This is a genomic window from Ideonella sp. FW305-24, assembly GCF_058788035.1.
The window spans coordinates 1-23,250 of record NZ_JBYTAI010000020.1 but is presented as its reverse complement, the minus strand read 5'-3'; the positions used below and the strand labels follow the sequence as shown (position 1 = coordinate 23,250).

Below are 23,250 nucleotides of genomic sequence, written 5' to 3'. Positions count from 1 at the left end.
TGAAGGGCTGCGGGCAAAGACCGGTGCCAGTCTACGGCTGGGCAAGCCGCCTCGATAAAAGTCGTAGTTCAACCATCAGTCACTCGGAAACCGGCACCCCGTCTTCGCCCAGTTCGCATCCACAAACGACGCGGGCGCCGACAAATCCAGCAGCAGCCGCTCGTAGCAAGGATGCCGCTGCAGCAGCACCGTGCCCGCCTGCTGGATCGCTTCCAGATTCCCCGCCGTGATCTTCCAGCTGGTCGGCACGTTCTTGACCTTCTCGCGCAGGGCGCGTTGCTCGGGTGTGGCAACGGGGAGTTGGTCGAAGTCGATCATCACCGGGTAGACGCGCAGGCCGGTGAATTTGGGGTCGCCGGTGGCGCCGCCGGATGCGGCGTTGAACTGGGCCATCAGCACGGACATCTGGCTGGCGATGCTGGTGGTGGCGGAGTCGATGGGCTGCGAGGTGACGGCGCTGATCATCGGGATGATGCCGGGGCGCGTGGCTTGCAGCGCAAGGTCGTTGGCCGGTTCGGCACGTGCGTTGATGACGATGACGACGACGGTGCGCAAGGCGCCGCCGTTGATGGCGGCGAGCAGGCTGCCGGGGGTCATCATGGTGCCGGGCAGCGGGTTGGCGATGAGGTGCGGGCCGTCTGGCGCGGAGAGGACTTCCATCAGGCCGTGCACCGCCAGGTTGTCGGCCATGCCGCCGTCCAGCAGGTAGACGTGGGGGATGCGGCGGCGCTGGGCGAAGTCCGGCGGGTCGCTGGGGCCGGGTGCGTCGTTGGAGCGGCGCAGGTCCACGGCATAGCGGGCGCGCTTGAAGGCTTCGAGGTTGATGAAGGGGCTGTAGGTCTTGCGGACTTCCTTTTCGGGCCAGCTGGATGCCGGCTTCGCGGGACAGCCGGGGCCGGAGAAGTTGGTCAGCGCGATGGGGGCAACGGCGATGGGCACGGCAGACGAAGCCGCCACGCCGACCGAGAGTTTCTGCTCGTCCAGGCTGGCGCAGATGTCGTCGAAGCGGCCGGGCGTGAAGGCGAAGACTTCGCCGGTGGACATCTCGGTGGCGTTCAGGATCAGGTAGGGCTTGCCGGGCTGGTTGACGGCGGCGAAGGTCTTGCCGTGGAACAGCTCGCGGTCGAACATGTCGCGGATCGCATCGGTGCGGGACTCGCCTGCAAACGAGCGGCCGAGGATGGCAAACGGGTTCAGGAAATCGGCGGCGATGATTTCCATGTTGTCGGGCACCAGGAAGTCCTTGCGGAAGTCTTCCAGGCCCTCCTTGCCGGCCAACGCGAAGTGCGCGGCGGTGACGCTGCCGCCGGAGACGGACGAGACCACGCCCACGTCGTCGGCCAGGCTGTGCGGCGCGCCGCCTCCCGTGCTGATGGTCTGATCTCGCAGCTGGCTCAGCACCGTCCAGCCCAGCGCCGCGGCGCGCGAGCCGCCACCGGAAATGGCGACCAGTACCAGTGGGCGCTGCGCGTCGGAAACATCGATGCTGCGTCGCTCGGGGTTGGGCTCGGCGGTGGACAGTGGCGTGTTTTCGAACCGGGTGCTGGCGCAGCCGGTGCAGAGCACAGCCGCGAGCAGCCAGGCGAGGCGATGAGAAGAAGGCCGCAGCATTGCGTCAGGCCTTCTTCGGTGCGGTGGATGCAGTCTTGACGGCGGGCTTGGCCGTGGCGACCGCTGGGGCCGCGGGCTTCGGGGCCGGCGTGGGCGCAGGGGCCGACTTGGCAGCGACCGCCGGCGCAGGCGTGGGCGGCGAGACGGGCGAAGGAGCTGGCGCAGAGGCTGGTTTGGACACAGGCAGTGGCGCCGGCAAAGGTGCCGCAAGCGTGGCCGGTGCGCGGGTGAAGATCACCACGCAGGGCCGCATCAGCGAAGTGCCGGAGAGCACCACGTCCACACTCTCGGGCACGCAACCCTGCGTGTCGACCGTGACGGTGTATTCGTCGGACGGCAGCAGCAGCGTGTGGTTGGTGAAGCCGACGCCGTTGCCGTCCGCTCGGACCGGACATTGGTCCGGGCAAATGACCAGCATGTACTCGATGGACATGGCCTGCTCCCTGGCACCAGAGTGCTGCATCCTGGCACGCGACCCTGGCCATGTCTGCCACCCATGTGGGGGGCTTCGGCAGGAAGGTGTCAGGCGGCTCTCAGGCCAGCAAGGCGTCGTGCAGCACCGCGCCGGCAGCGCCCACCGCGCAGGCGTTCAGCCCGAAGCGGCACAGCCGGACCTCGGTGCTGTGGAAGGCATAGCGGCCTTGCAGGGCCTGGAAGCTGGCGCGGGCAGTTGCCAGATAGGGTGCGCCGAGTTGGCCCATGGGGCCGCCGAGCACGATGACGGCTGGGTCCAGCGCGTTGCAGATGTTCTGCATCAGCATGCCCAGGTAGCGGCCGGCGCGCTCGGTGGCGGCCACGGCCGCGGGCTCGCCGGCATTCACCTTCGCCACCAGTTCGGCAATCGGCAGGATGGGCGCGGTGGCGCCGGTCAGGTCCAGGCTCACGGCGCGCTGCGATACAAAGGCCTCGGCGCAGCCGCGGCTGCCGCAGCGGCACGGCGGGCCGTCCAGTTGCAGGATGGTGTGGCCGACCTCGCCGGCACTGCCGTCATGCCCCAGGTGCAGCCGGTCGCCCAGCACGATGCCGCCGCCCACGCCAATGCCCAGGCTGAGGTAGATCAGCGAATCGGGGTGGATGCCCTCGCCCTCGCCGAACACGTATTCGGACAGCGCCGCGGCATTCGCCTCGTTCAGCACCTTCACCGGCGCTGCGCGAACCCCCGCCTTGGCCAGCAGCGCAGCCAGCGGCGCAGCAATCTCCTGCCCGGCCCAGCCGAGGTTGGGCACCACGCCAATGCGCCGGCCGGCGGCGTCCACCGTGCCCGGAATGCCCACGCCCACGCCCAGCAGCCGCCGGCCTTGCTGAGCCAGTGCCTTGTCCTGCTGGGCCAGCATGGCAGACAGCGCGGCCAGCGTGGCTGGCAGCTCGCCCGGCGCGTAGGGCTGCAGTTGTTCGGCCAGCACGCGGCCCTGCAGGTCGCAGGCGACGACGTTGAGGTAGTCCACGCCGATCTCGGCGCCCAGCAGCGCGAGGCGGCTGTTGTCCATCTCCAGCGGCGTGGGCCGGCGGCCGATGGCGCCGGACACCGGCACCTCGGCCTCGCGGATCCAGCCGTCGTCGATCAGCTCCTGCACCAAGAGGCTGACGGTGGACTTGGTGAGGCCGCTGCGCTTGGCCAGGTCCGCACGTGAAAGGCCGCTGCCGGTCTTGACCAGCCGCAGCAAGGCAGCACTGTTGATGCGCTTGAGCAGGCTTTGGTCGCCAGTGGCGACACCATCGGAGCGGGGCTGGGAAACGTTGGCCATTAATTAGTTCGAATCATAGACTTATTCGCTGGCAGCAAGTGGCAGCGAACGGGCGGCGTGGCCGCGCGCAACGGTAACCGTCTTGTACACGACACGCTGTTGTCAAACACAAGGCCTAGCCTGCGCGCACTTTGCCAACCCTCAAGGCCAGCCACATGACCGAAACCAATCGTCGCCAGTTCCTGCATTTGCTCGGGGCCACCGGCGCCGCCACCGCTGGCGCGCTGCCGCCCAGCATCGCGCGCGCGCTGGCAATTCCCGCCAACAGCAAGACCGGCACGATCAACGACGTCGAGCACGTCGTGATCCTGATGCAGGAAAACCGCTCCTTCGACCACCACTTCGGCACGCTGCGCGGCGTGCGCGGCTTTGCCGACCCGCGCGCGGTCACGCTGCCCTCGGGCCAGCCGGTCTGGTACCAGAAGGACGCCGACGGCAACCTGGTGATGCCGTTCCGCCCGCCGGTGGACAACCTGGGCCTGACCTTCCTGCCGGACCCGCCGCACGGCTGGAACGACACCCACGCCGCGTGGAACCTCGGCCGCCAGGACCAGTTCGTGCCGAACAAAGGCCTCTCGGCGATGACCTACCACCAACGCGCGGACCTGCCGTACCACTACGCGCTGGCCGATGCCTTCACCGTCTGCGACGCCTACCACTGCTCGCTGATGGGCCCGACCGACCCGAACCGCTACCACCTGTGGAGCGGCTGGGTGGGCAATGACGGCGCGGGCGGCGGCCCGGTCATCACCAATGCCGAAGCCGGCTACGACTGGAAGACCTACCCGGAACGCCTGGAAGCCGCCGGCATCAGCTGGAAGATCTACCAGGACGTGGGCGTGGGCCTGAACGCTGCTGGCTATTGGGGCTGGACCAGCGACCCGTACATCGGCAACTACGGCGACAACTCGCTGCTCTACTTCCACCAGTACCAGAACGCGCAAGCGGGCACGCCGCTGGCCGACAAGGCCAAGACCGGCACCAACATCGACGCGCAAAACCGCGACCCGATGCAACTGGTGGTGCAGTTCCGTGACGACGTGGCCAACAACCGGCTGCCGCAGGTGTCGTGGATCGTCGCCCCCGAGGCCTACAGCGAGCACCCGAACCACCCGGCCGACTACGGCGCCTGGTTCATCTCGCAGTTCCTGGACGCGCTGACGGCCAACCCGGACGTTTGGAGCAAGACGGTGCTGTTCATCAACTACGACGAGGAAGGCGGCTTCTTCGACCACATGGTGCCACCCACGCCGCCGATGAACGACAAGCTGGGCGCGTCCACCGTCAGCATCAAGAACGAGATCTTCCACGGCGACGACAGCCACCCCAAGGCGCCTTACGGCCTGGGCATGCGCGTGCCGATGATCGTCGTCTCGCCGTGGAGCAAGGGCGGCTGGGTCGACTCGCAGGTCTTCGACCACACCTCGGTGATCCGCTTCCTCGAAGCCCGCTTCGGCCAGGGCAACCCGGCGCTGACCGAAACCAACATCACCCCGTGGCGCCGCACGGTGACCGGCGACCTGACCAGCGCCTTCAACTTCGCCAAGCCCAACGTCAAGCTGCCGGCTCTGCCCAGCACCACCGCCTACCTGCCGCCGGATCTGGTGCGCCACGACAACTACGACGTGGTGGCACCGACCGACCCGACGCTGCCGGTGCAGGAAACCGGCGTGCGCAACGCGCGCCCCCTGCCCTACGTGCTGCATGCCAGCGGCGCCGTGGCGGCCGATGGCAGCTACCAGGTCGGCTTCAGCAACCTCGGCAGCCAGGCCGCCGTGTTCCACGTGCGCGACGCGCTGCATGGCAAGGACGCACCGCGCAGCTACACCGTGGGCGCCGGCAAGTCGCTGAGCGGCAGCTGGGCCGCCAAGAACGGCCAGTACAAGCTGGCGGTGCACGGCCCGAACGGCTTCTACCGCGCTTTCCAGGGCAGCACAGGTGGCGACGGCAAGGCGCTGCTGCAGGTCGAGGCGCAGTACACCGCGGCCGATGAACAGCTGCTGACGCTGAACATCACCAACACCAGCCCGCGCTCGGTGGAAGTGCGCCTGGCCGATGCCTACGGCCGCAAGAGCCAGAGCCTGAAGCTGCACGCCGGTGCTTCCGGCACGGTCAGCTGGAACCTGGTGAAGACCTCGGGCTGGTACGACGTGAGCGTGCGCGTGGACGGCGACACCGGCTTCCTGGTGCAACTGGCCGGCCACATCGAAAACGGCAAGCCGAGCATCAGCGATCCGATGATGGGTGGGTTGCAGCTGAAGGCTTGAATGGGGCACCCGGCCTCGCGAACACGCGGGGCCATTCAACAAGCACAAGGCCTCGCTGCGATGCGAGGCCTTTTTCGTTCCAGATCAGCCCGGCTCTCGGAGCGGATCCGTTCAAAGACGTGGCAAGGTTGGCGCACAAACAAATGGGGTCAGAGTCAATTTATCTTGAGATACCTCATTGCAGCGCCGCTCGGGTGCCCAGATAAATTGACTCTGACCCCATTTGTTTGAACCACGGTGGGGACCGCTTCCAAGGCTCGCCCCCCTGCCCGTCAATCCAACTCGCGCAGCGGATGCACGTGCGCCGGCCAGGGGCTGGCGAAGAACGGGGCGATCAGCTCGGGCGTCACGTCGGCAATGTGCGGCGGGTTCCAGTGCGGGTGGTGGTCCTTGTCGACGGCCAGTGCGCGGATGCCTTCGACCGTTTCGCTGGCGGTGCCGGGGCGCAGCTGGAAGCAGTGGCGCACGAGGTCGCGCTCCAGGCGCAGGTCATCGGCCAGCGTCATGTTGCGGGCGCGGCGGACGAGTTCTAGCGTGACGGCCATCATCATCGGCGAGCGGTGGTGCAGCGTGGCCAACGTGGCTTTGGCGAACTCGGAGTCGTCTGAGGCCAGCGAGGCTTCGATGGCGGCCAGCGTGGGCAGGCTGAAGTGCAGGTCGATGGCGCTGCGGTGCGCGGCCAGGCTGCCCTCGCCTGCCGTCTGCGCATGCGGCTTCAGCGCGGCGGCAATGCGGGTGGCGATCTCTTCGGTGGTGTGCGGAATGTCGGCCGGGCCGCCCGGCACGGCTGACGGCTGGGCCAGCGCAGCGACCAGGGCCGGCAGTGCGGCGGACGGCACCAGCGCATCCGCCAGACCCAGCGAAATGGCGTCGGCGGCAGTCAGCGTCTGGCCGGTCAGCGCCAGGTATTCGCCGGTGTGGCCAGGGCAGCGCGCCAGGAACCAGCCACCGCCCACGTCCGGGAACAGGCCGATGTGGGTCTCGGGCATGGCCAGCTTGCTCAGCTCGGTGACCACGCGCACGCTGGCGCCCTGGCTGATGCCCATGCCGCCGCCCATGCAGATGCCGTCCATCAGCGCGATGTAGGGCTTGGGGTAGCGGTGGATCAGGTGGTTCAGCGCGTACTCTTCGGTGAAGAAGTCTTCGAGCTGCGGGTTGCCGGCAAGGGCCGCCTGGTGGAAAAAGCGGATGTCGCCGCCGGCGCAGAAGGCCGGCGCCTTGCCGGCGCGCCCTGCGCCCTGCACCAGCACGGCGCTGACGCCGCGGTCCTCGCGCCAGTGCAGCAGCAACGTGGTCAGGTCGCGCACCATGCCCAGCGACAGCGCGTTCAAAGCGTTGGCCCGGTTCAGCGTGATGACGCCGATGTCGCCCAGCTGCTCGGCCAGCACCTGGCCGCCGGAGACCAGCTCGGGCAGAGACGAAGAAGAAGCGGATGCGGTCATGGAACAGTGTCTCCGCGGGCGTCGAGGCCCGTCTTGATGATGCAATGAGGACCCGCCGAGCTGCAGCGGGCAAGGCGGCCATTGTGCCGCCCGCAGGCTCAGGTGCCCCGGCGCGCACGCATTGCCAGTGCCTCGTTGCCGGCGAGCGCCAGCAGCACCATCAGTCCACCGGCCAGCACGCTGGGCGGCGGCTCTTCGGCCCCGCTGACCCAGGCCCAGGCGACGCCGAAGAGGATTTCCAGCAGCCCCAGCAAAGCAGCTTCCGGCGCGCTCAGCACCCGCCCGGCCGCCACGGCCAGCGCACAGGGAATGGCCAGCTGCACCAGGCCCAGGCCGCCAAGCAGGGCCAGGTCATGCGCACCGGCCTGCAGCGGCCAGGCCCAGGGCAGGCAGGCCAGCGCCGAGAGCGTGGCGCCCAGCATCACGGCAGGCCGCATGTCGACCCGCGCGCCGGGGTGCTTGCGCTCGTTGGCCTGCAGCAGCGTCCACATGCTGGCCGCGGCCAGCGGCGGCACCATGGCCAACGCACTGCCCAGCAGGTGGCGCGGCTCGGCGCCGGCCAGCTGCGGGCCGTACATCCAGGCAATGCCGGCGCCCGCCAGCGCGATGGCGCCCCAGGTGCGTCGCGGCAGGCGATGGCCCAGCGTGACACGGCCGATCAGTGCGGCAAACAGCGGCCCCAGCGCTTCGGCCACCAGCACGTTGGCCACCGTGGTCAACGCCAGCGCGACCATGAAGGCTGTGAACATCATGGCCCAGCACAAGGCTGACGCCCACAAGGCCCAGCCGCCTTGCGTGAGCGAGCGCCGCAGCGCCTCACGCCCCATCAGCCACGGCAACAGCACCGCCAGCGACGCGGCAGCACCGGCGCTGCGCCAGAAGGTCTGCTCGGCCGCCAGCCCGGGCGCGTCGAGCTGGCGCGTGACCACGCCGGCGATGCTCCACATCAAGGTGGCCAGCATCATCGTCGCCACGGCTCGGCCGTGACCCATTGCTTGTCTTGGTTCCATCACTGCTACGCGTCAAAAAGAACAAAGCCGCCCGAAGGCGGCTTTCACAGCGAGACCGCAGAGCGGGGCCGGCGTCGGGCCGCCCCAAGGCGGCACCGCCAACCCGCTCGGCGGGTGGTCTCAGGTATTTCCTGGGACCGGGTGCCCCATTCAGCCCCTGGAGGCGCGCTTGCGGTCGTGTTCGCTGAGGTGGCGTTTGCGCACGCGGATGCTCTTGGGCGTGATCTCGACCAGTTCGTCGTCCTCGATGAACTCGACGCCGTATTCCAGCGTCAGGTCGATCGGGGGCGTGATCTTGATCGCGTCTTCCTTGCCGGAGACGCGGAAGTTGGTCAGCTGCTTGGTGCGGGTCGCGTTGACGACCAGGTCGTTGTCGCGGCTGTGGATGCCGACGATCATGCCTTCGTAGACCGGATCGTTGGGCTTGACGAACATGCGGCCGCGGTCGTCCAGCTTGCCCAGCGCGTAGGTGAAGATTTCACCGGCATCCATCGAGATCAGCACGCCGTTCTTGCGGCTGGCGATCTCGCCCTTGTGCGGCTCGTAGCCGTCGAAGATGTTGCTGATCAGGCCCGAACCACGGGTCAGGTTCAGGAACTCGTTCGAGAAACCGATCAGGCCACGCGCCGGGATGCGGTATTCCAGGCGCACGCGGCCACGGCCGTCCGGCTCCATGTTGACCAGCTCGCCCTTGCGCTCGCCCAGCGCCTGCATCACGCCGCCCTGGTGGGTTTCTTCGACGTCGGCGGTGACCAGCTCGATCGGCTCGTGCTTGACGCCGTCCACGTCGTGGAACACCACGCGCGGCTTCGAAACGGCCAGCTCGTAGCCTTCACGGCGCATGTTTTCCAGCAGGATGGTCAGGTGCAGTTCGCCGCGGCCCATCACCTCGAAGATGCCGTCTTCGTCGGTTTCCTTGACGCGCAGCGCCACGTTGCTCTGCAGTTCCTTCTGCAGGCGGTCCCAGATCTGGCGGCTGGTGACGTACTTGCCTTCGCGGCCAGCCAGCGGGCTGGTGTTGACGCAGAAGTTCATCGTCAGCGTCGGCTCGTCGACCTTCAGCATCGGCAGCGGAGCCGGGTTGGCCACGCTGGTGACGGTGACGCCGATGCCGATCTCGTCAATGCCGTTGATCAGCACGATGTCGCCCGGGCCGGCTTCGGTGACCTGCACGCGGTCCAGGCCCTGGAAGGTCAGCACGTTGTTGACACGGCCCTTGGTGGCCTTGCCGTCCGGGCCTTCCATCACCAGCACGTCCATCGCCGGCTTGATCGTGCCCTGGCTGATGCGGCCCACGCCGATGCGGCCGACGAAGGTGGAGTAATCCAGTGCCGAGATCTGCAACTGCAGCGGAGCTTCCGGATCGCCTTCCTGGGCCGGCACGTGGCGCAGCACGGTGTTGAACAGGGCCGACATGTCCGGGCCCCACTGTTCACCGGGCGCGCCTTCGGTCAGCGAGGTCCAGCCATTGATGCCAGAGGCGTAGACGACCGGGAAGTCCAGCTGCTCGTCGTTGGCGCCCAGCTTGTCGAACAGGTCGAAAGCGGCGTTGATGACGGCGTCCGGCTTGGCGCCCGGCTTGTCGACCTTGTTGACGACGACGATGGGCTTCAGGCCCAGCGCCAGCGCCTTCTTGGTCACGAAGCGGGTCTGCGGCATCGGGCCTTCCTGGGCGTCGATCAGCAGCACCACGCCGTCGACCATGGACAGCGCGCGTTCGACTTCACCGCCGAAGTCCGCGTGGCCCGGGGTGTCGACGATGTTGATGTGCGTGCCTTCCCAGCTGACCGCGCAGTTCTTGGCCAGGATGGTGATGCCACGCTCACGTTCGATGGCATTGCTGTCCATCACGGTGTCGATCACCTTCTCGTGGTCGGCGAAGGTGCCCGACTGACGCAGCAGTTGGTCAACCATGGTGGTCTTGCCATGGTCCACGTGGGCAATGATGGCAATGTTGCGGATCTGTCGGCTCATGGGAGAGGTCTTTCTAAGAAACCAGCAAGGCCTGCACCTCGACGGGGCTGAGCAGGCGGTCGGCGATCAATTCGCCAGCAAGAATGTGGCCACTGCCCAAAAAGGCAGCGGAGCAATCGGGGCCAAGAAACCTCGGGAGCGGCCCCTCGGCTCCTTGAGGGCCGTAAACCCGCACGGCCGGGGTGTCTGGAAGCGCCACGCGACGGCGCAATCCGGTGAGAAAACGGGCCGCTTCGGTGTCCGGCAGGCTCAGGGCCGGCCAGTCAGCGAGCAGCGTATCGGGCCGCTGCAGCCTTGCATCGCGTGCATCGGCATCCTCCTCGGCCAATTGAGTCAGCGTGACGGCCTGCGCCAGGCCCAGCCCGCCGCTGTGCGTGCGGCGCAGTGCAGCCAGGTGGGCACCACAGCCCAGCAGCTCGCCCAGGTCCTGGGCCAGCGTGCGCACGTAGGTGCCTTTGGTGCAGCGCACGTCCAGCGTGAGCAACAACTCGTCAGGCTGCCACGAGACGATGTCCAGCCGATGAATCGTGACCCGGCGCGCTGCACGCTCGACCTCGATGCCGGCGCGGGCGTATTCGTACAGCGCCCGCCCGTCCTTCTTCAGCGCCGACTGCATCGGCGGAATCTGGTCGATCGGGCCGAGAAAGCTGGCGACCGCGTGAAGCAGCTGTTCGCCGGTGACATTGACCGACCGCTCGGCGAGGATCTCGCCTTCGCGGTCGCCGCCCACCGTGGTCTGGCCCAGGCGCAACGTGGCCAAGTAGCCCTTGTCGGCATCCAGGCTGACCTGCGAGAACTTGGTCGCCGCACCGAAGCAGATCGGCAGCAGGCCGGTGGCCAGCGGGTCCAGCGTGCCGGTATGGCCGGCCTTTTCGGCGCGGTACAGCCACTTGACCTTCTGCAACGCATCATTGCTCGACAGGCCGATCGGCTTGTCGAGCAACAGCACGCCGTGCAGGGCACGACGTTGGATGCGGGGCTTGGCGGAATTCATCGGCGTTGGCTTGGAAAAAGAGAAAACGCGGTCAGTCCTGCGGACCACCGGGTTCGTCTTCCTTGGCCCGGGTGGCGTTGGCACGGTTTATCAGGCTGCTCAGCTCGGCAGCGCGCGAAGTCGTCTGGTCGAACTTGAAGTGCAATGTGGGCACGGTGTGGATCGCCAGGCGCTTGAACAGGCCGTTGCGGACAAAGCCGGCAGCCTCGTTCAGCGCGATCTCGGTCTCGACCGGATCGCCCACCAGCAGCGAGAACAGCACCTTGGCATGCGCGTAGTCCGGCGTGACCTCGACCGCATTGATCGTGACCATGCCGATGCGCGGGTCCTTCAGGTCGCGGATCAGCTCGGCCACGTCGCGCTGGATCTGGTCGGCCACGCGGAAGCTGCGGTTGGGGATGTTGCGTTTGTGTCGCATCTGGATGTGCTCCGGTTCAGCGTTGCATCAGGCTTGGTCCCCAAGTAAAAACCCCGCCGTTTCCGGCGGGGTTCTAGGGTGAAACCCGACCCCGCTTTTACAGCGTGCGTGCCACTTCCTTGACCTCGAAGAATTCCAACTGATCACCTTCCTTGATGTCGTTGTAGTTCTTGAGCTTGATACCGCACTCGAAGCCTTCCTTGACCTCGCGGACATCGTCCTTTTCGCGCCGGACGGATTCGACTTCGCCGGTGTAGACCACGATGTTGTCGCGCAGCAGGCGGAACTTCGCGTTGCGGCGAACCAGGCCGGAGGTGACCATCGAGCCGGCCACGGTGCCGATCTTGGAGGCCACGAAGACCACGCGGATCTCGGCCGTGCCCAGCGCTTCTTCGCGCTGTTCCGGTGCCAGCATGCCGCCCATTGCCGCCTTCACCTCATCCACGGCGTCGTAGATGATGTTGTAGTAGCGCAGGTCGACACCGCTGTGCTCGGCCAGCTTGCGGGCTTGCGCATCGGCACGGGTGTTGAAGCCAATGATGATGGCCTTGGAGGCAATCGCCAGGTTGACGTCCGACTCGCTGATGCCGCCCACCGCGGCGTGCACGATCTGCACCTTGACCTCGTCGGTCGACAGCTTGAGCAGCGAAGAAGCCAGGGCTTCCTGCGAACCTTGCACGTCGGCCTTGATGATCAGCGGCAGCGCCTGGGCAGCACCTTGGCCCATGGTCTCGAACATGTTCTCCAGCTTTGCAGCCTGGCGCCTGTTCAAGGTCACTTCGCGGTACTTGCCCTGGCGGAAGGTGGCGATTTCACGGGCGCGGCGTTCATCCGACAGCACCATGAAGTCATCACCTGCCTGCGGCACTTCGGTCAGGCCCTGGATTTCCACCGGGATCGACGGGCCGGCTTCGGCCAGGGCCTTGCCGTCTTCGTCCAGCATGGCACGCACGCGGCCGAAGCTGGAGCCCGCCAGGATCACGTCGCCACGCTTGAGCGTGCCGGACTGGATCAGCACGCTGGCGACCGGGCCGCGGCCCTTGTCCAGGCGGGCTTCGATCACGATGCCCTTGGCCATTGCCTGCGCCGGCGCCTTCAGCTCCAGCACTTCGGCCTGCAGCAGCACCTGTTCCAGCAGCTCGTCGATGCCGACGCCGGTCTTGGACGACACGCCCACGAACGGCGATTCGCCACCAAACTCTTCCGGCACGACCTGCTCGGCCACCAGCTCGCCCTTCAGGCGTTCGGTGTTCGAGTCCGGCTTGTCGATCTTGGTCATGGCCACGACGATGGGCACGCCCGCCGCCTTGGCATGGTGGATCGCTTCCTTGGTCTGCGGCATCACGCCATCGTCCGCCGCGACCACCAGGATCACGATGTCGGTGGCCTTGGCGCCGCGAGCCCGCATCGCCGTGAAGGCCGCGTGACCCGGGGTGTCCAGGAAGGTGATCATGCCGCGCGGGGTTTCCACGTGATACGCGCCGATGTGCTGCGTGATGCCACCCGCTTCGCCAGCGGCCACGCGGCTGCGGCGGATGTAGTCCAGCAGCGAGGTCTTGCCGTGGTCGACGTGGCCCATCACGGTCACGACCGGTGCACGCGAGAGCGCCTCGCCGGAGGCTGCGGCTTCTTCCTCTTCCGAGAAAGCTTCCGGGTCATCCAGCTTGGCGGCCAGCGCCTTGTGGCCCATTTCCTCGACCAGGATCATGGCCGTCTCTTGGTCCAGCTGCTGGTTGATGGTGACCATCTGGCCCAGCTTCATCAGGGCCTTGATCAGCTCACCCGCCTTGACCGACATCTTGTGTGCCAGGTCGGCGACCGAAATGGTCTCCGGCACGTGCACTTCCTGGATGGTCGGCTCGATCGGCGCCTGGAAATTCGAGACGTTGCCCATGTCGCGGCTGTCGCCACGGCGGCCGCCGCGCGGTGCACGCCAGCCCGGACGGTTGCTGCCCGCATCGGTGCGCGGCTTGGCCGCGCCAACGCCACGCTTCTTCGCGTCGTCTGCCCAGCTGGAAGACAGCTTCTCGGACTTGACCGACTTCTTGTCGCCCGGCTTCGCAGCGGTGGCGGCCGTGGTCGCGGGTGCGCCAGGCGCGCCCTTGGCCTTGTGGATCGTACCCTTGATGCCTTCCTTGGGCACTTCGACCGGCTTGGGCGGCTCCTCCGGCTTCTTCGCGATCATCACCTTGCTCTTGCGATTCATCATGTCGCGAATCGCAGAGGCTTCGGCTTCGGCTTTTTGGCGGCGCGCAGCCAGATCGGCCATGCGCTTTTGCTCTTCGGCCTCGGTGTCGGCCGCCTTCACCACGCGCAGCGCGGGCTTGGGCGGTGCAACCGGCTCGGCAGCCACCGGCGCCGGGGCAGGCGCAGCCACCACGGCAGGTGCGGGAGCAGGTGCCGGCGCAGGGGTACGGGCGGAGCCCTTGCCGGAAGGTGCCGATGCAGACGCTGCGGCCTTGGCCAGGGCTGCAGCAGCCTTGGCTTCAGCGGCGGCCTTGGCAGCGGCTTCTTCGGCGGCCGCGGCAGCTTCGGCGGCGGCCTTGGCGGCAGCGGCTTCAGCGGCGGCCTTGGCCTCGCGCTCCTGGCGCTCCTGCTCTTCACGCAGGCGGCGCTTTTCGGCCAGCTCTTCTTCCTGCCGGCGAATCTGCTCGGCCTGCAGGCGAGCCTCTTCCTCGCGACGCGAGAGGTCGGCTTCCTCGGCGGCAGCGGCGGCCACGCCGTCATCTTCGACACCGCCCGGCATGTCGTCGCGCTTGACGAAGGTGCGCTTCTTGCGCACTTCGACCTGGATGGTGCGGGCCTTGCCACTGGCGTCGGCCTGCTTGATCTCGCTGGTCGACTTGCGGGTCAGCGTGATCTTCTTGCGGTCGGCGCCAGCAGTGGAGCCGTGGGAGATGCGGAGATAGTCGAGCAAGCGCTCCTTGTCCGATTCGTTGAGCGAATCGTCAGGCGAAATCTTGGCGACGCCGGCCGACTTCAGCTGCTCGAGCAGCGTCCCGGCGGGCCGGTTCAGCTCCGCGGCGAGTTGGGCGACGGTAGTCACAGCCATTCTTGAGTTTCCTTGATCTTGGTGCCGTGTGCGGGACGTGCGGGTAGGCTGGGCGCTCAGGCGTTGAACCAGTGTTCACGCGCCTTCATGATCAGCGCCTTGGCCTGCACGTCGTCCACACCGGTCATCTCGACCAGTTCATCGACGGCCAGGTCGGCCAGGTCATCACGGGTGTGCACACCACCATCGGCCAGTTGGCCGATCAGAGCGGGGTTGAGGCCGTCGAGGTCACGCAGATCCTGCGAAACATCGTCGACCTTTTCTTCACGGGCAATTTCCATCGTCAGCAGCGCATCCTTCGCACGATTGCGCAGCTCGCTGACGGTGTCTTCATCGAAGCCTTCGATTTCCAACATTTCCTGCAGCGGCACATAGGCCACTTCCTCGAGGCTGGTGAAACCTTCCCCGATCAGCATGTTGGCGACTTCTTCGTCCACGTCGAGCTTGTCGACGAACAGCGCGCGGATAGAGCCCGACTCTTCCGCCTGCTTGGCGGCCGATTCCTCGGCCGTCATGATGTTGATGCGCCAGCCGGTCAGCTCGGACGCCAGGCGCACGTTCTGGCCGCCACGGCCAATCGCGATCGCCAGGTTTTCCTCGTCGACCACGACGTCCATCGCGTGCCGCTCTTCGTCGACGACGATGGACTGCACGTTGGCCGGCGCCAGTGCGCCGATGACGAACTGCGCAGGGTCTTCCGACCACAGCACGATGTCGACGCGCTCGCCGGCCAGTTCGTTGGTCACCGCGGTGACGCGCGAACCGCGAACGCCGACGCAGGTGCCGATCGGGTCGACCCGCTTGTCATGCGAGACCACGGCGATCTTGGCACGCGAGCCGCTGTCGCGGGCGCAGCTCTTGATCTCCAGCAGGCCTTGCTCGATTTCCGGCACTTCCTGGGCGAACAGCTCGACCATGAAACCAGGCGCAGAGCGCGACAGCATGATCTGCGGGCCACGGGCAAGCGGGTCGATGCCGGCCATGAAGGCCCGCACGCGGTCGCCGGAGCGCAGGTTTTCCTTGGGGATCATCTCGCCGCGCTTGAGCCGGCCTTCGACGCGGCCCGACTCGACGATGATGTCGCCCTTGTCCAGGCGCTTGACGGTGCCGACGAAGATCTTCTCGCCACGGGCGAGGAAATCATTCAGCAACTGCTCACGCTCGGCATCGCGGATCTTCTGCAGGATGACCTGCTTGGCCGCCTGTGCACCGATGCGGCCGATGGTCACGGACTCGATCGGCTCCTCGATGTGGTCGTCGACCTCGATGTCGGGAATTTGTTCCAGCGCTTCGAACAGCAGGATTTCGGCATCGGGGATCTGCAGGCCAGCTTCATCCGGGACCACGTGCCAGCGGCGGAAGGTCTCGTAGTCGCCGGTGTCACGGTCAACGGTGACGCGGATGTCCACTTCACCACCGTGCAGCTTCTTGGTCGCAGACGCCAGCGCGGCCTCCACCGCGCCAAACACCACATCGCGCTCCACGCTCTTCTCGCGCGAGATCGCGTCCACCAACATCAGCATTTCGCGGTTCATTCTTGTTGACCTCCGTCGTTCGAGTCGCCGTCCGCCGTCTGCGGCACAGCCGGGGTGGCTTTGCCACGCCGCCCCTTGAAATCCAGCACCGGCACCAGCCGGGCCTCGCGCACTTCGCCCAGGCTGAAGTCCAGTACCTGGTCGACCTTGCCATCGTTGAACACCAGCTGCCAGCCGGCTTCATCCGTGGCGGTGGCCTGCTCGCCAGCCGACGGCGCGACCTGCTCGGCCTCCTCGGCTTTCTGCAGCACACCTTCGTATTTCTTGCGCCCCTGGAACGGCAGCTTGAGCGTGATCTGCACTTGCTCGCCAACAAAGCGCTGGTAATGCGCGGCCGTCTTCAGCGGCCGGTCAAGCCCGGGGGAAGACACTTCCAGCCGTGCATAGTCGACGTTCTCGACTTCCAGCACATACTGCAGTTGGCGCGTCACCGCCTCACAGTCTTCAACCGTGACAAACTCATGTGGCCCGGTGGGGTAGGCCCGACCGGGCACCCGGTCGATCAAAACGCGCAGCAACCCGCCTGCCGATCGCTCGACATCAACGAGTTCATAGCCCAATCCGGTCACCGTACGATCAACGGCCTGGCTCCAGCTCATCAGGGTGCGAATACCTTCCAGTAAGAAGCAAAAAGGCGCTTGAAACGCCTGACCGCCAGAAACACGCAGCGGAAAACCGCAGCTGAAAACACAAACGCCAAAAAAAATGGGCTGGAAAAATCCGCCCACTCTTTCTAGCGCTTCGGTGCAATTCTAGCGAAGAGTCTGATTGTAGCTCGAAGGCAGAGCTTCAGCAAGCCGCGGGCCTGACTGCATGCGAGAATTGCGGCAGCATATCGAAGAACACTGCGGAACAGGCATAGCCTGCCGCAACCTTACCGTCCACGGAGACCGCATGGGATTTCTCGCCGGCAAGCGCCTGCTGATCACGGGCCTGCTTTCGAATCGCTCCATCGCCTATGGCATCGCCAAGGCCTGCCACCGCGAAGGCGCCGAACTCGCGTTCAGCTACGTTGGCGAGCGCTTCAAGGATCGCATCACCGAGTTTGCAGCCGAATTCGGCTCCAGCCTCATATTCGATTGCGACGTGGGCGACGACGCCGCAATCGAGCGCCTGTTCACCGACCTGAAAACCGCCTGGCCCGAAGGCTTTGACGGATTCGTGCATTCGATCGGCTTCGCCCCGCGCGAAGCCATTGCCGGCGATTTCCTCGACGGGCTGACCCGCGAGAACTTCCGCATCGCGCACGACATCTCGGCCTACAGCTTCCCGGCGCTGGCCAAGGCCGCCCTGCCCTCGCTGCGTCCGCAAGCCGCGCTTTTGACCCTGAGCTACCTGGGCGCCATGCGCGTGGTGCCCGCCTATAACACCATGGGCCTGGCCAAGGCCTCGCTGGAAGCCAGCGTGCGTTACCTGGCCGCCAGCCTGGGCCCCAAGGGCATCCGCGTCAACGGCATTTCGGCCGGCCCGATCAAGACGCTGGCCGCTTCCGGCATCAAGGGTTTTGGCAAGCTGCTGGAAATCTTCTCGAAGAACGCCCCGCTGCGCCGCAACGTGACGATCGAGGACGTCGGCAACGTCGCTGCCTTCCTGCTGTCGGACCTGTCAGCCGGCGTGACCAGCGAGATCACCTACGTCGACGGCGGCTTCAGCCACGTGATGAGCGGCATGCCGCTGGACGAATAAGCCGGCCCTGCCGGTCCCCACGCAAGCCCGGCCCAGGCCGGGTTTTTTCATGCCCGGCCGTCGCCTTCCGCCGATGGCGCATCCTGCTCGGCCCAGTCTTGGGGCGGCAAGGTACTGGGCGGCTGGGTGTCGATGACCTGATCGGCCAGCGCCACCCGGTTGCGGCCGGCCTGCTTGGCACGGTAGAGCGCCTGGTCCGCCCGGGCAATTGCCTGCGCCAGCGGCTCGCCCGGCCGAGCCTGGCAAAGGCCGAAGCTGATGCTGACAGGCAACAGCGTGGCCGCGCCTGGCAGCCGCAGCGAACGCGCCTGCACCAGCGCCCGCAGGCGCTCGGCCACCATGCGCGCGGCCGGCAGCTCGGTGCCCGGCAGCAGCACCAGGAATTCCTCACCGCCCCAGCGCCCGAGCAGGTCGCCTTGCCGCATGCCGCTTTGCAGCGCCTGGCTGATGGCGCGCAGCACCAGGTCACCCACCTCATGACCATGCTGGTCGTTGACGGCCTTGAAGTGGTCCACGTCGCCCAGCAGCACACTGAGCGCGCTCAGCGGTGAGCTGGCGTCGTTGAGCCGCGCCAATTGATCGTGGGCCAGTTCGGCCAGGCTGCGGCGGTTCAGCAAGCCGGTCAGCGGGTCGAGACTGGCCATCTCGCGCAGGCCGGACTCGGCCCGCAGCACCAGGTTGTAGTAGATGGCCGACAGGCCGGCCAGCATCGTCAGCGTGGCCGCGGCATTGAACATGCGCAGCGCCTGCAGCCAGCCACCCGGCAGTACCTGCGGCGGCGGTCCGCGGTGCGACAGCAGGTCCAGCCCCAGGTAGAGCAGCACGCAGGCGGCGCAGCCCAGCCATTTGGCGCGCCGCGGCATCAGCGTGCTGACCATCAGCGTGGGCAGCATGAGCAGCAGGTAGTAGTGAAAGCCGCTGTCCCAGCCCAGCCAGTAGCAGGCCAAGCAGGCATGCAGCACCACCTCGATGCCGGCCATCGCCTCGCACAGCCGGCGCCAGCGCGGCTGGCGCATCAGCAGCGTCATCAGCAGGTACAGCAGGCAGCCGAAGACGTTGAAGACCGCCAGGCCGGTGACGCCCGCCGCCAGGAACAGGACCACGAAGGCCGCGTGCACAACGGCCGCCATCAGCATGCCCGAAACGATCAGGCGCCCACCCTGTGACAGCGAGGTGATCAGTGCACGCATCACCCGGCCCAGCCCATGCGACCGGTCAGGTCAGCCCGCCAGCAGAAGGCGTCAGATCGCTTCCTGGCGCACGCAATCCACGTAATAGCGGCGTTCACCCTTGTCATTGTCTTCCGCGACCAGGCCGTGTACATCGGTGTCAAAGCCAGGGAACTTGGCATTGAAGGCCTGCGTGAAACGCAGGTAGTCGACGATGCGGCGATTGAAGACCTCGCCCGGGATCAGCAGCGGAATGCCGGGCGGGTATGGGGTCAGCAGCGCGGTGGTCACGCGGCCTTCGAGCTGGTTGATCTCGACCCGCTCGGTCGCGCGGCGAGCGATGTAGGCGAAGGCCTCGCTGGGCTTCATTGCCGGCTCCAGGTCCGACAGGTAGACCTCGGTCGTCAGGCGCGCAATGTCGCCTTCGGCATAAGCCTCGTGCACGGACTGGCACAGGTCCTTCAGTCCCATCTTCTCGTAGCGCGGATGCGCGGCGCAGAACTCCGGGAGGATCCGCCACAGCGGCTGGTTGCGGTCGTAGTCGTCCTTGAACTGCTGCAGCGCGGTCAGCAGCGTGTTCCAGCGGCCCTTGGTGATGCCGATGGTGAACAGGATGAAGAACGAATACAGGCCGGTCTTCTCGACCACCACACCGTGTTCGGCCAGGAACTTGGTGACGATGGACGCCGGGATGCCGGTCTTGGCGAACTTGCCGGACATGTCCAGCCCCGGCGTGATGATGGTGGACTTGATCGGGTCCAGCATGTTGAAGCCGGCCGCCAGGTTGCCGAAGCCGTGCCACTCCTCGTTGGCCTTGAGCACCCAGTCATCGGGCTTGCCAATGTCGTGTGGCGCGAGCTCGTCCGGGCCCCAGACGGTGAACCACCAGTCGGCCGCGTATTCCTTGTCGACCTTGCGCATCGCGCGGCGGAAGTCCAGCGCCTCGCGGATGCTTTCTTCGACCAGCGCGGTGCCGCCGGGCGGCTCCATCATCGCCGCGGCCACGTCGCACGAAGCGATGATGGCGTACTGCGGCGAGGTCGAGGTGTGCATCAGGTAGGCCTCGTTGAACAGGTGCTTGTCCAGTTGCACCGTCTGCGAGTCCTGCACCAGCACCTGCGAAGCCTGGCTGATGCCGGCCAGCAGCTTGTGCGTGGACTGCGTGGCATAGACCATGGCCTCCTTCGGGCGCGGGCGGTTCTTGCCCATCGCGTGGTAGCTGCCATAGAACTTGTGGAATGCGGCGTGCGGCAGCCAGGCCTCGTCGAAGTGGATGGTGTCGACCCAGCCGTCCAGGTGCCCCTTGATCGACTCGGTGTTGTAGAGCACGCCGTCGTAGGTGCTTTGCGTCACGGTCAGGATCTTGGGCCGCACGCTGGCCGGGTCCACGCCCTTGAGCAGCGGATGGCGGGCGATCTTCTCCTGGATCGAGGCCTTGGTGAACTCGCTCTCGGGGATCGGGCCGATGATGCCGTAGTGATTGCGCGTGGGTGTCAGGAAGACTGGCACAGCGCCGGTCATGATGATGCTGTGCAGGATGGACTTGTGGCAGTTGCGGTCCACCAGCACCACGTCGTCCGGCGCCACCGTGTGGTGCCAGACCATCTTGTTGCTGGTGCTGGTGCCGTTGGTGACGAAGAAGCAGTGATCGGCATTGAAGATGCGCGCCGCATTCTTCTCACTGGCCGCGACCGGGCCGGTGTGGTCCAGCAACTGGCCCAGCTCTTCCACTGCGTTGCAGACGTCGGCCCGCAGCATGTTCTCGCCAAAGAACTGGTGGAACATGCGGCCGATCGGGCTCTTCAGGAAGGCCACGCCACCGGAATGCCCGGGGCAGTGCCAGGAGTAGGAACCGTCCTGTGCATAGTCCATCAGCGCGCGGAAGAACGGCGGCGCCAGGCTGTCGACGTAGCTCTTGGCCTCGCGGATGATGTGGCGGGCCACGAACTCCGGCGTGTCCTCGAACATGTGGATGAAGCCGTGCAGCTCGCGCAGGATGTCGTTCGGAATGTGCTCCGAAGTGCGCGTTTCGCCGTACAGGTAGATCGGGATCTCGGCGTTGCGAAAACGGATCTCGCTGATGAAATTGCGCAGGTTCAACACTGCCGGCACCGGCTCGTCGCCGGTCTGGAACTCTTCATCGTCTATCGACAGGATGAAGGCGCTGGCGCGGCTCTGCTGCTGGGCAAACTGCGAGAGGTCGCCGTAGCTGGTCACGCCGATGACCTCGAAGCCCTCTTTCTGGATCGCGTCGGCCAGCGCGCGAATGCCCAGGCCGGAGGTGTTTTCCGAGCGGAAATCCTCGTCGATGATCACGATGGGAAAGTGAAAGCGCTGCATGGCGGCGGCCCCGGGCGGAACAGGAAAAAAACGAAGGGCGAAGTGTAGGGCTGAACGATGACAGCACACGCGAGTTCACTGTCGCGTCGCACGCAGACGACTGCTGTCGTCCTGCTCGCCACCGCCCTGCCACCGAAGCAAGCGACGAACCCGCAGCGCCGTGCGGCACCAAAATCCCACACCGTGCTTTTGAAAACGCCCACAAATCCGCTATGATCGTGGGCTGCCCTGCGGAGGGGTGGATGAGCGGTTTAAGTCGCACGCCTGGAAAGCGTGTGTGGGTTAATCCCCACCGCGGGTTCGAATCCCGCCCCCTCCGCCACGCGAACTTGCTTTGAGCCGTCCAAACGGTTCCCGGTCGCCCCTTTGAGGCACCCGGAAAAGACAATGTTCTACAGATGAACGGCCCTGACGATGTCCAGGGCCGTTTCTTTTTGTGCGCCAGCGCCGCCAGGCCCATCACTGCCATGGCGCCCGGAGCATGACGGCGCCGAACATCAGCAGCAGTTCGAACAGGCCATGGTCTTTTGATCTCAGCCCATCAGCAGCCGCGCGCCGATCGCCAGCAGCAGCGCGGGAGGCATCACCAGCGCCCCCACCTTCAGGAATTGCAGGAAGCCGACATCTTCGCCTTCGCGGCGCAGCGCGGAGAGCCAGAGGATGGTCGCGAGCGAGCCGGTGATGGACAGATTGGGGCCCAGGTCGACGCCGATCAGCAATGCGTCAACAACGATCTGCGGCGGGTGGGCGTGGGCAATCGTCGTGCTGGCAATGAGGCCGGCTGGCAGGTTGTTGACCAGGTTCGAGCCCACGGCCAGCAGCACCCCTGCGCCCGCAGCAGCGCCACGTTCCCCGGCCTGGACGCTGTCTTGCAGCGCCGCGGCCAGCATGGGGGTCACACCGGCCTTGTTCAGCGCCTCCACCAGCACGAACAGGCCCGCCACCAGCGGCAGCACGGACCAGGAGATGTCCCTGACCACAGCCCAGGGCGTTGACCGCCCGCGAAGCAATACCGCCGCAGTGGTGAGCACCCCCAGCAGGCAGGTGGGCAGCCCCAGCGGCTTGTCCAGCAGGGAGACGGCCGTGAGCGCCACCGCCGTCGCTGACAGCCCCAGCAGCGCCGTCCAGCCGCCCGGTGAAAGCGCATCTGGCGGGGGCGCCACATCGCAGCGCTGCTCCAGATGCCGGCGCTGGCTGAACCGCAGTGCCACGTAGGTGGCCGAGATCGACAGCAGGGACGGCAAGGCGAAGCTGGCAAGCCATTGCCCGAGCGGAGGCACGTGATCGCCATACATCACCAGGTTTGCCGGGTTGGAGATGGGCAGGACGAAGCTGGCTGCGTTGGCGATGAACGCGCAGATGAACAGATACGGCAGCGGCTCCGCCCTGGCCTTGCGCGCCGCGGCGAAGACGGCCGGGGTCAACACCACCGCAGTGGCATCGTTGGACAGAAACGTCGTCACGACGATCCCGACCCCGTAGACCAGCAGAAACAGCCGGCGTGGCGAACCCGCCGCATGGTGCACGGCATGACCGGCGACCCAGTCGAACAGGCCTTCGCGCCTGGCCGTTTCAGACAACAGCATCATCCCGGTCAGGAAGAGGTAGACATCGTTCCCGTTGGCAATCGCACGCAGCGCATCGGGCACCGGCAGCAGGCCGAACACCACGATCAGCACAGCACCGGCAGCGGCCCAGACGGCTTCCGGCAGCTTGAAGGGTCGGATCAGCACGCCCAGGGTGGCCAGTGCTGCAATGGTCAAAATGGCAAGGTTGGCGTTGTTCATCGGGCCGGAGGTTTGCGCGGGTCGCTGCGCTTAGGCAGCCATGGGGCATGGCTTCAAACGTTCGCCGACGGTTCCCGCACGGCGAAATGAAAAAGCCGCCCGGAGGCGGCCTTGGACTCGGCGGAAGCCGAGATCAGTGGATGACGGCGATCTGCTCGCGGGCGTCGCCCTTGTAGGTGTACAGCGTCAGGGCGCCGTTCTTGATGTCGCCCTTCTCGTC

Annotated in this window: 15 protein-coding genes, 1 tRNA gene and 1 pseudogene; 3 read left to right on the top strand and 14 right to left on the bottom strand. The window is 66.4% G+C overall.

The genetic code is table 11. The features are described from left to right. Nucleotides 1–75 precede the first annotated feature (75 nt). The 3 genes from AC3WR5_RS31300 to AC3WR5_RS31290 all read right to left on the bottom strand — a co-directional run bounded on the left by AC3WR5_RS31300 (nucleotide 76) and on the right by AC3WR5_RS31290 (nucleotide 3,356). Entirely contained in the window at nucleotides 76–1,611 is a 1,536-nt protein-coding gene (locus AC3WR5_RS31300; RefSeq protein ID WP_492489629.1) for a patatin-like phospholipase family protein, read from the bottom strand. Nucleotides 1,612–1,615: 4 nt separating this feature from the next. After that, on the bottom strand, nucleotides 1,616–2,044 hold the full coding sequence (locus AC3WR5_RS31295) for a hypothetical protein (RefSeq protein WP_492489628.1): 429 nt from the start codon (nucleotides 2,042–2,044) through the stop codon (nucleotides 1,616–1,618). A 100-nt stretch (nucleotides 2,045–2,144) separates the two neighbouring features. Further along, nucleotides 2,145–3,356: an ROK family transcriptional regulator gene (locus tag AC3WR5_RS31290; protein ID WP_492489627.1), complete on the bottom strand. Its 1,212-nt coding sequence runs from the start codon at nucleotides 3,354–3,356 to the stop codon at nucleotides 2,145–2,147. Between the two features lie 155 nt (nucleotides 3,357–3,511). On the opposite strand from AC3WR5_RS31290, the gene AC3WR5_RS31285 reads away from it, so the two are divergent. Beyond that, nucleotides 3,512–5,623, top strand: coding sequence for a phosphocholine-specific phospholipase C (locus tag AC3WR5_RS31285; protein ID WP_492489625.1), 2,112 nt, complete (start codon nucleotides 3,512–3,514; stop codon nucleotides 5,621–5,623). 272 nt (nucleotides 5,624–5,895) lie between these two features. Here AC3WR5_RS31285 and AC3WR5_RS31280 read toward each other — a convergent pair whose 3' ends face one another. From AC3WR5_RS31280 to rimP, 8 genes are all read right to left on the bottom strand, one after another. Next, on the bottom strand, nucleotides 5,896–7,065 hold the full coding sequence (locus AC3WR5_RS31280; protein ID WP_492489623.1) for an enoyl-CoA hydratase/isomerase family protein: 1,170 nt from the start codon (nucleotides 7,063–7,065) through the stop codon (nucleotides 5,896–5,898). 98 nt (nucleotides 7,066–7,163) lie between these two features. After that, nucleotides 7,164–8,057 carry a DMT family transporter gene (locus AC3WR5_RS31275; RefSeq protein ID WP_492489622.1) on the bottom strand — a complete coding sequence of 298 codons (894 nt, stop codon included), beginning with the start codon at nucleotides 8,055–8,057 and terminating at the stop codon, nucleotides 7,164–7,166. A gap of 168 nt (nucleotides 8,058–8,225) precedes the next feature. Continuing rightward, a complete protein-coding gene (gene typA / locus AC3WR5_RS31270; RefSeq protein ID WP_141289441.1) occupies nucleotides 8,226–10,049 on the bottom strand; it encodes a translational GTPase TypA in 1,824 nt (607 codons plus the stop codon). Between the two features lie 13 nt (nucleotides 10,050–10,062). Beyond that, nucleotides 10,063–11,043, bottom strand: coding sequence for a tRNA pseudouridine(55) synthase TruB (gene truB, locus AC3WR5_RS31265; protein WP_492489620.1), 981 nt, complete (start codon nucleotides 11,041–11,043; stop codon nucleotides 10,063–10,065). 31 nt (nucleotides 11,044–11,074) lie between these two features. Continuing rightward, on the bottom strand, nucleotides 11,075–11,461 hold the full coding sequence (gene rbfA / locus AC3WR5_RS31260; RefSeq protein ID WP_492489618.1) for a 30S ribosome-binding factor RbfA: 387 nt from the start codon (nucleotides 11,459–11,461) through the stop codon (nucleotides 11,075–11,077). 97 nt (nucleotides 11,462–11,558) lie between these two features. Continuing rightward, nucleotides 11,559–14,513, bottom strand: coding sequence for a translation initiation factor IF-2 (infB, locus tag AC3WR5_RS31255; RefSeq protein WP_231012176.1), 2,955 nt, complete (start codon nucleotides 14,511–14,513; stop codon nucleotides 11,559–11,561). Nucleotides 14,514–14,569: 56 nt separating this feature from the next. After that, nucleotides 14,570–16,048 (bottom strand): transcription termination factor NusA, encoded by a 1,479-nt coding sequence (nusA, locus tag AC3WR5_RS31250; protein WP_141287613.1) that lies wholly within the window; start codon nucleotides 16,046–16,048, stop codon nucleotides 14,570–14,572. Further along, nucleotides 16,045–16,647: a ribosome maturation factor RimP gene (gene rimP, locus AC3WR5_RS31245; RefSeq protein ID WP_492489733.1), complete on the bottom strand. Its 603-nt coding sequence runs from the start codon at nucleotides 16,645–16,647 to the stop codon at nucleotides 16,045–16,047. Before rimP ends, nusA begins: the two co-directional genes overlap by 4 nt. Nucleotides 16,648–16,942: 295 nt before the next feature. On the opposite strand from rimP, the gene fabI reads away from it, so the two are divergent. Next, nucleotides 16,943–17,734 carry an enoyl-ACP reductase FabI gene (gene fabI / locus AC3WR5_RS31240; protein ID WP_141287612.1) on the top strand — a complete coding sequence of 264 codons (792 nt, stop codon included), beginning with the start codon at nucleotides 16,943–16,945 and terminating at the stop codon, nucleotides 17,732–17,734. 47 nt (nucleotides 17,735–17,781) lie between these two features. Here the strand turns inward: fabI and AC3WR5_RS31235 are convergent, their stop codons facing one another. Further along, nucleotides 17,782–18,924, bottom strand: coding sequence for a GGDEF domain-containing protein (locus AC3WR5_RS31235; protein ID WP_492489616.1), 1,143 nt, complete (start codon nucleotides 18,922–18,924; stop codon nucleotides 17,782–17,784). A gap of 51 nt (nucleotides 18,925–18,975) precedes the next feature. Next, entirely contained in the window at nucleotides 18,976–21,243 is a 2,268-nt protein-coding gene (locus tag AC3WR5_RS31230; RefSeq protein WP_492489614.1) for an Orn/Lys/Arg family decarboxylase, read from the bottom strand. A gap of 232 nt (nucleotides 21,244–21,475) precedes the next feature. On the opposite strand from AC3WR5_RS31230, the gene AC3WR5_RS31225 reads away from it, so the two are divergent. Next, nucleotides 21,476–21,565: transfer RNA gene (locus AC3WR5_RS31225), tRNA-Ser, on the top strand. 211 nt (nucleotides 21,566–21,776) lie between these two features. Here AC3WR5_RS31225 and AC3WR5_RS31220 read toward each other — a convergent pair. Beyond that, nucleotides 21,777–23,051: pseudogene (locus AC3WR5_RS31220) on the bottom strand (arsenic transporter); the annotation flags it as partial. Between the last annotated feature and the right edge of the window lie 199 nt (nucleotides 23,052–23,250).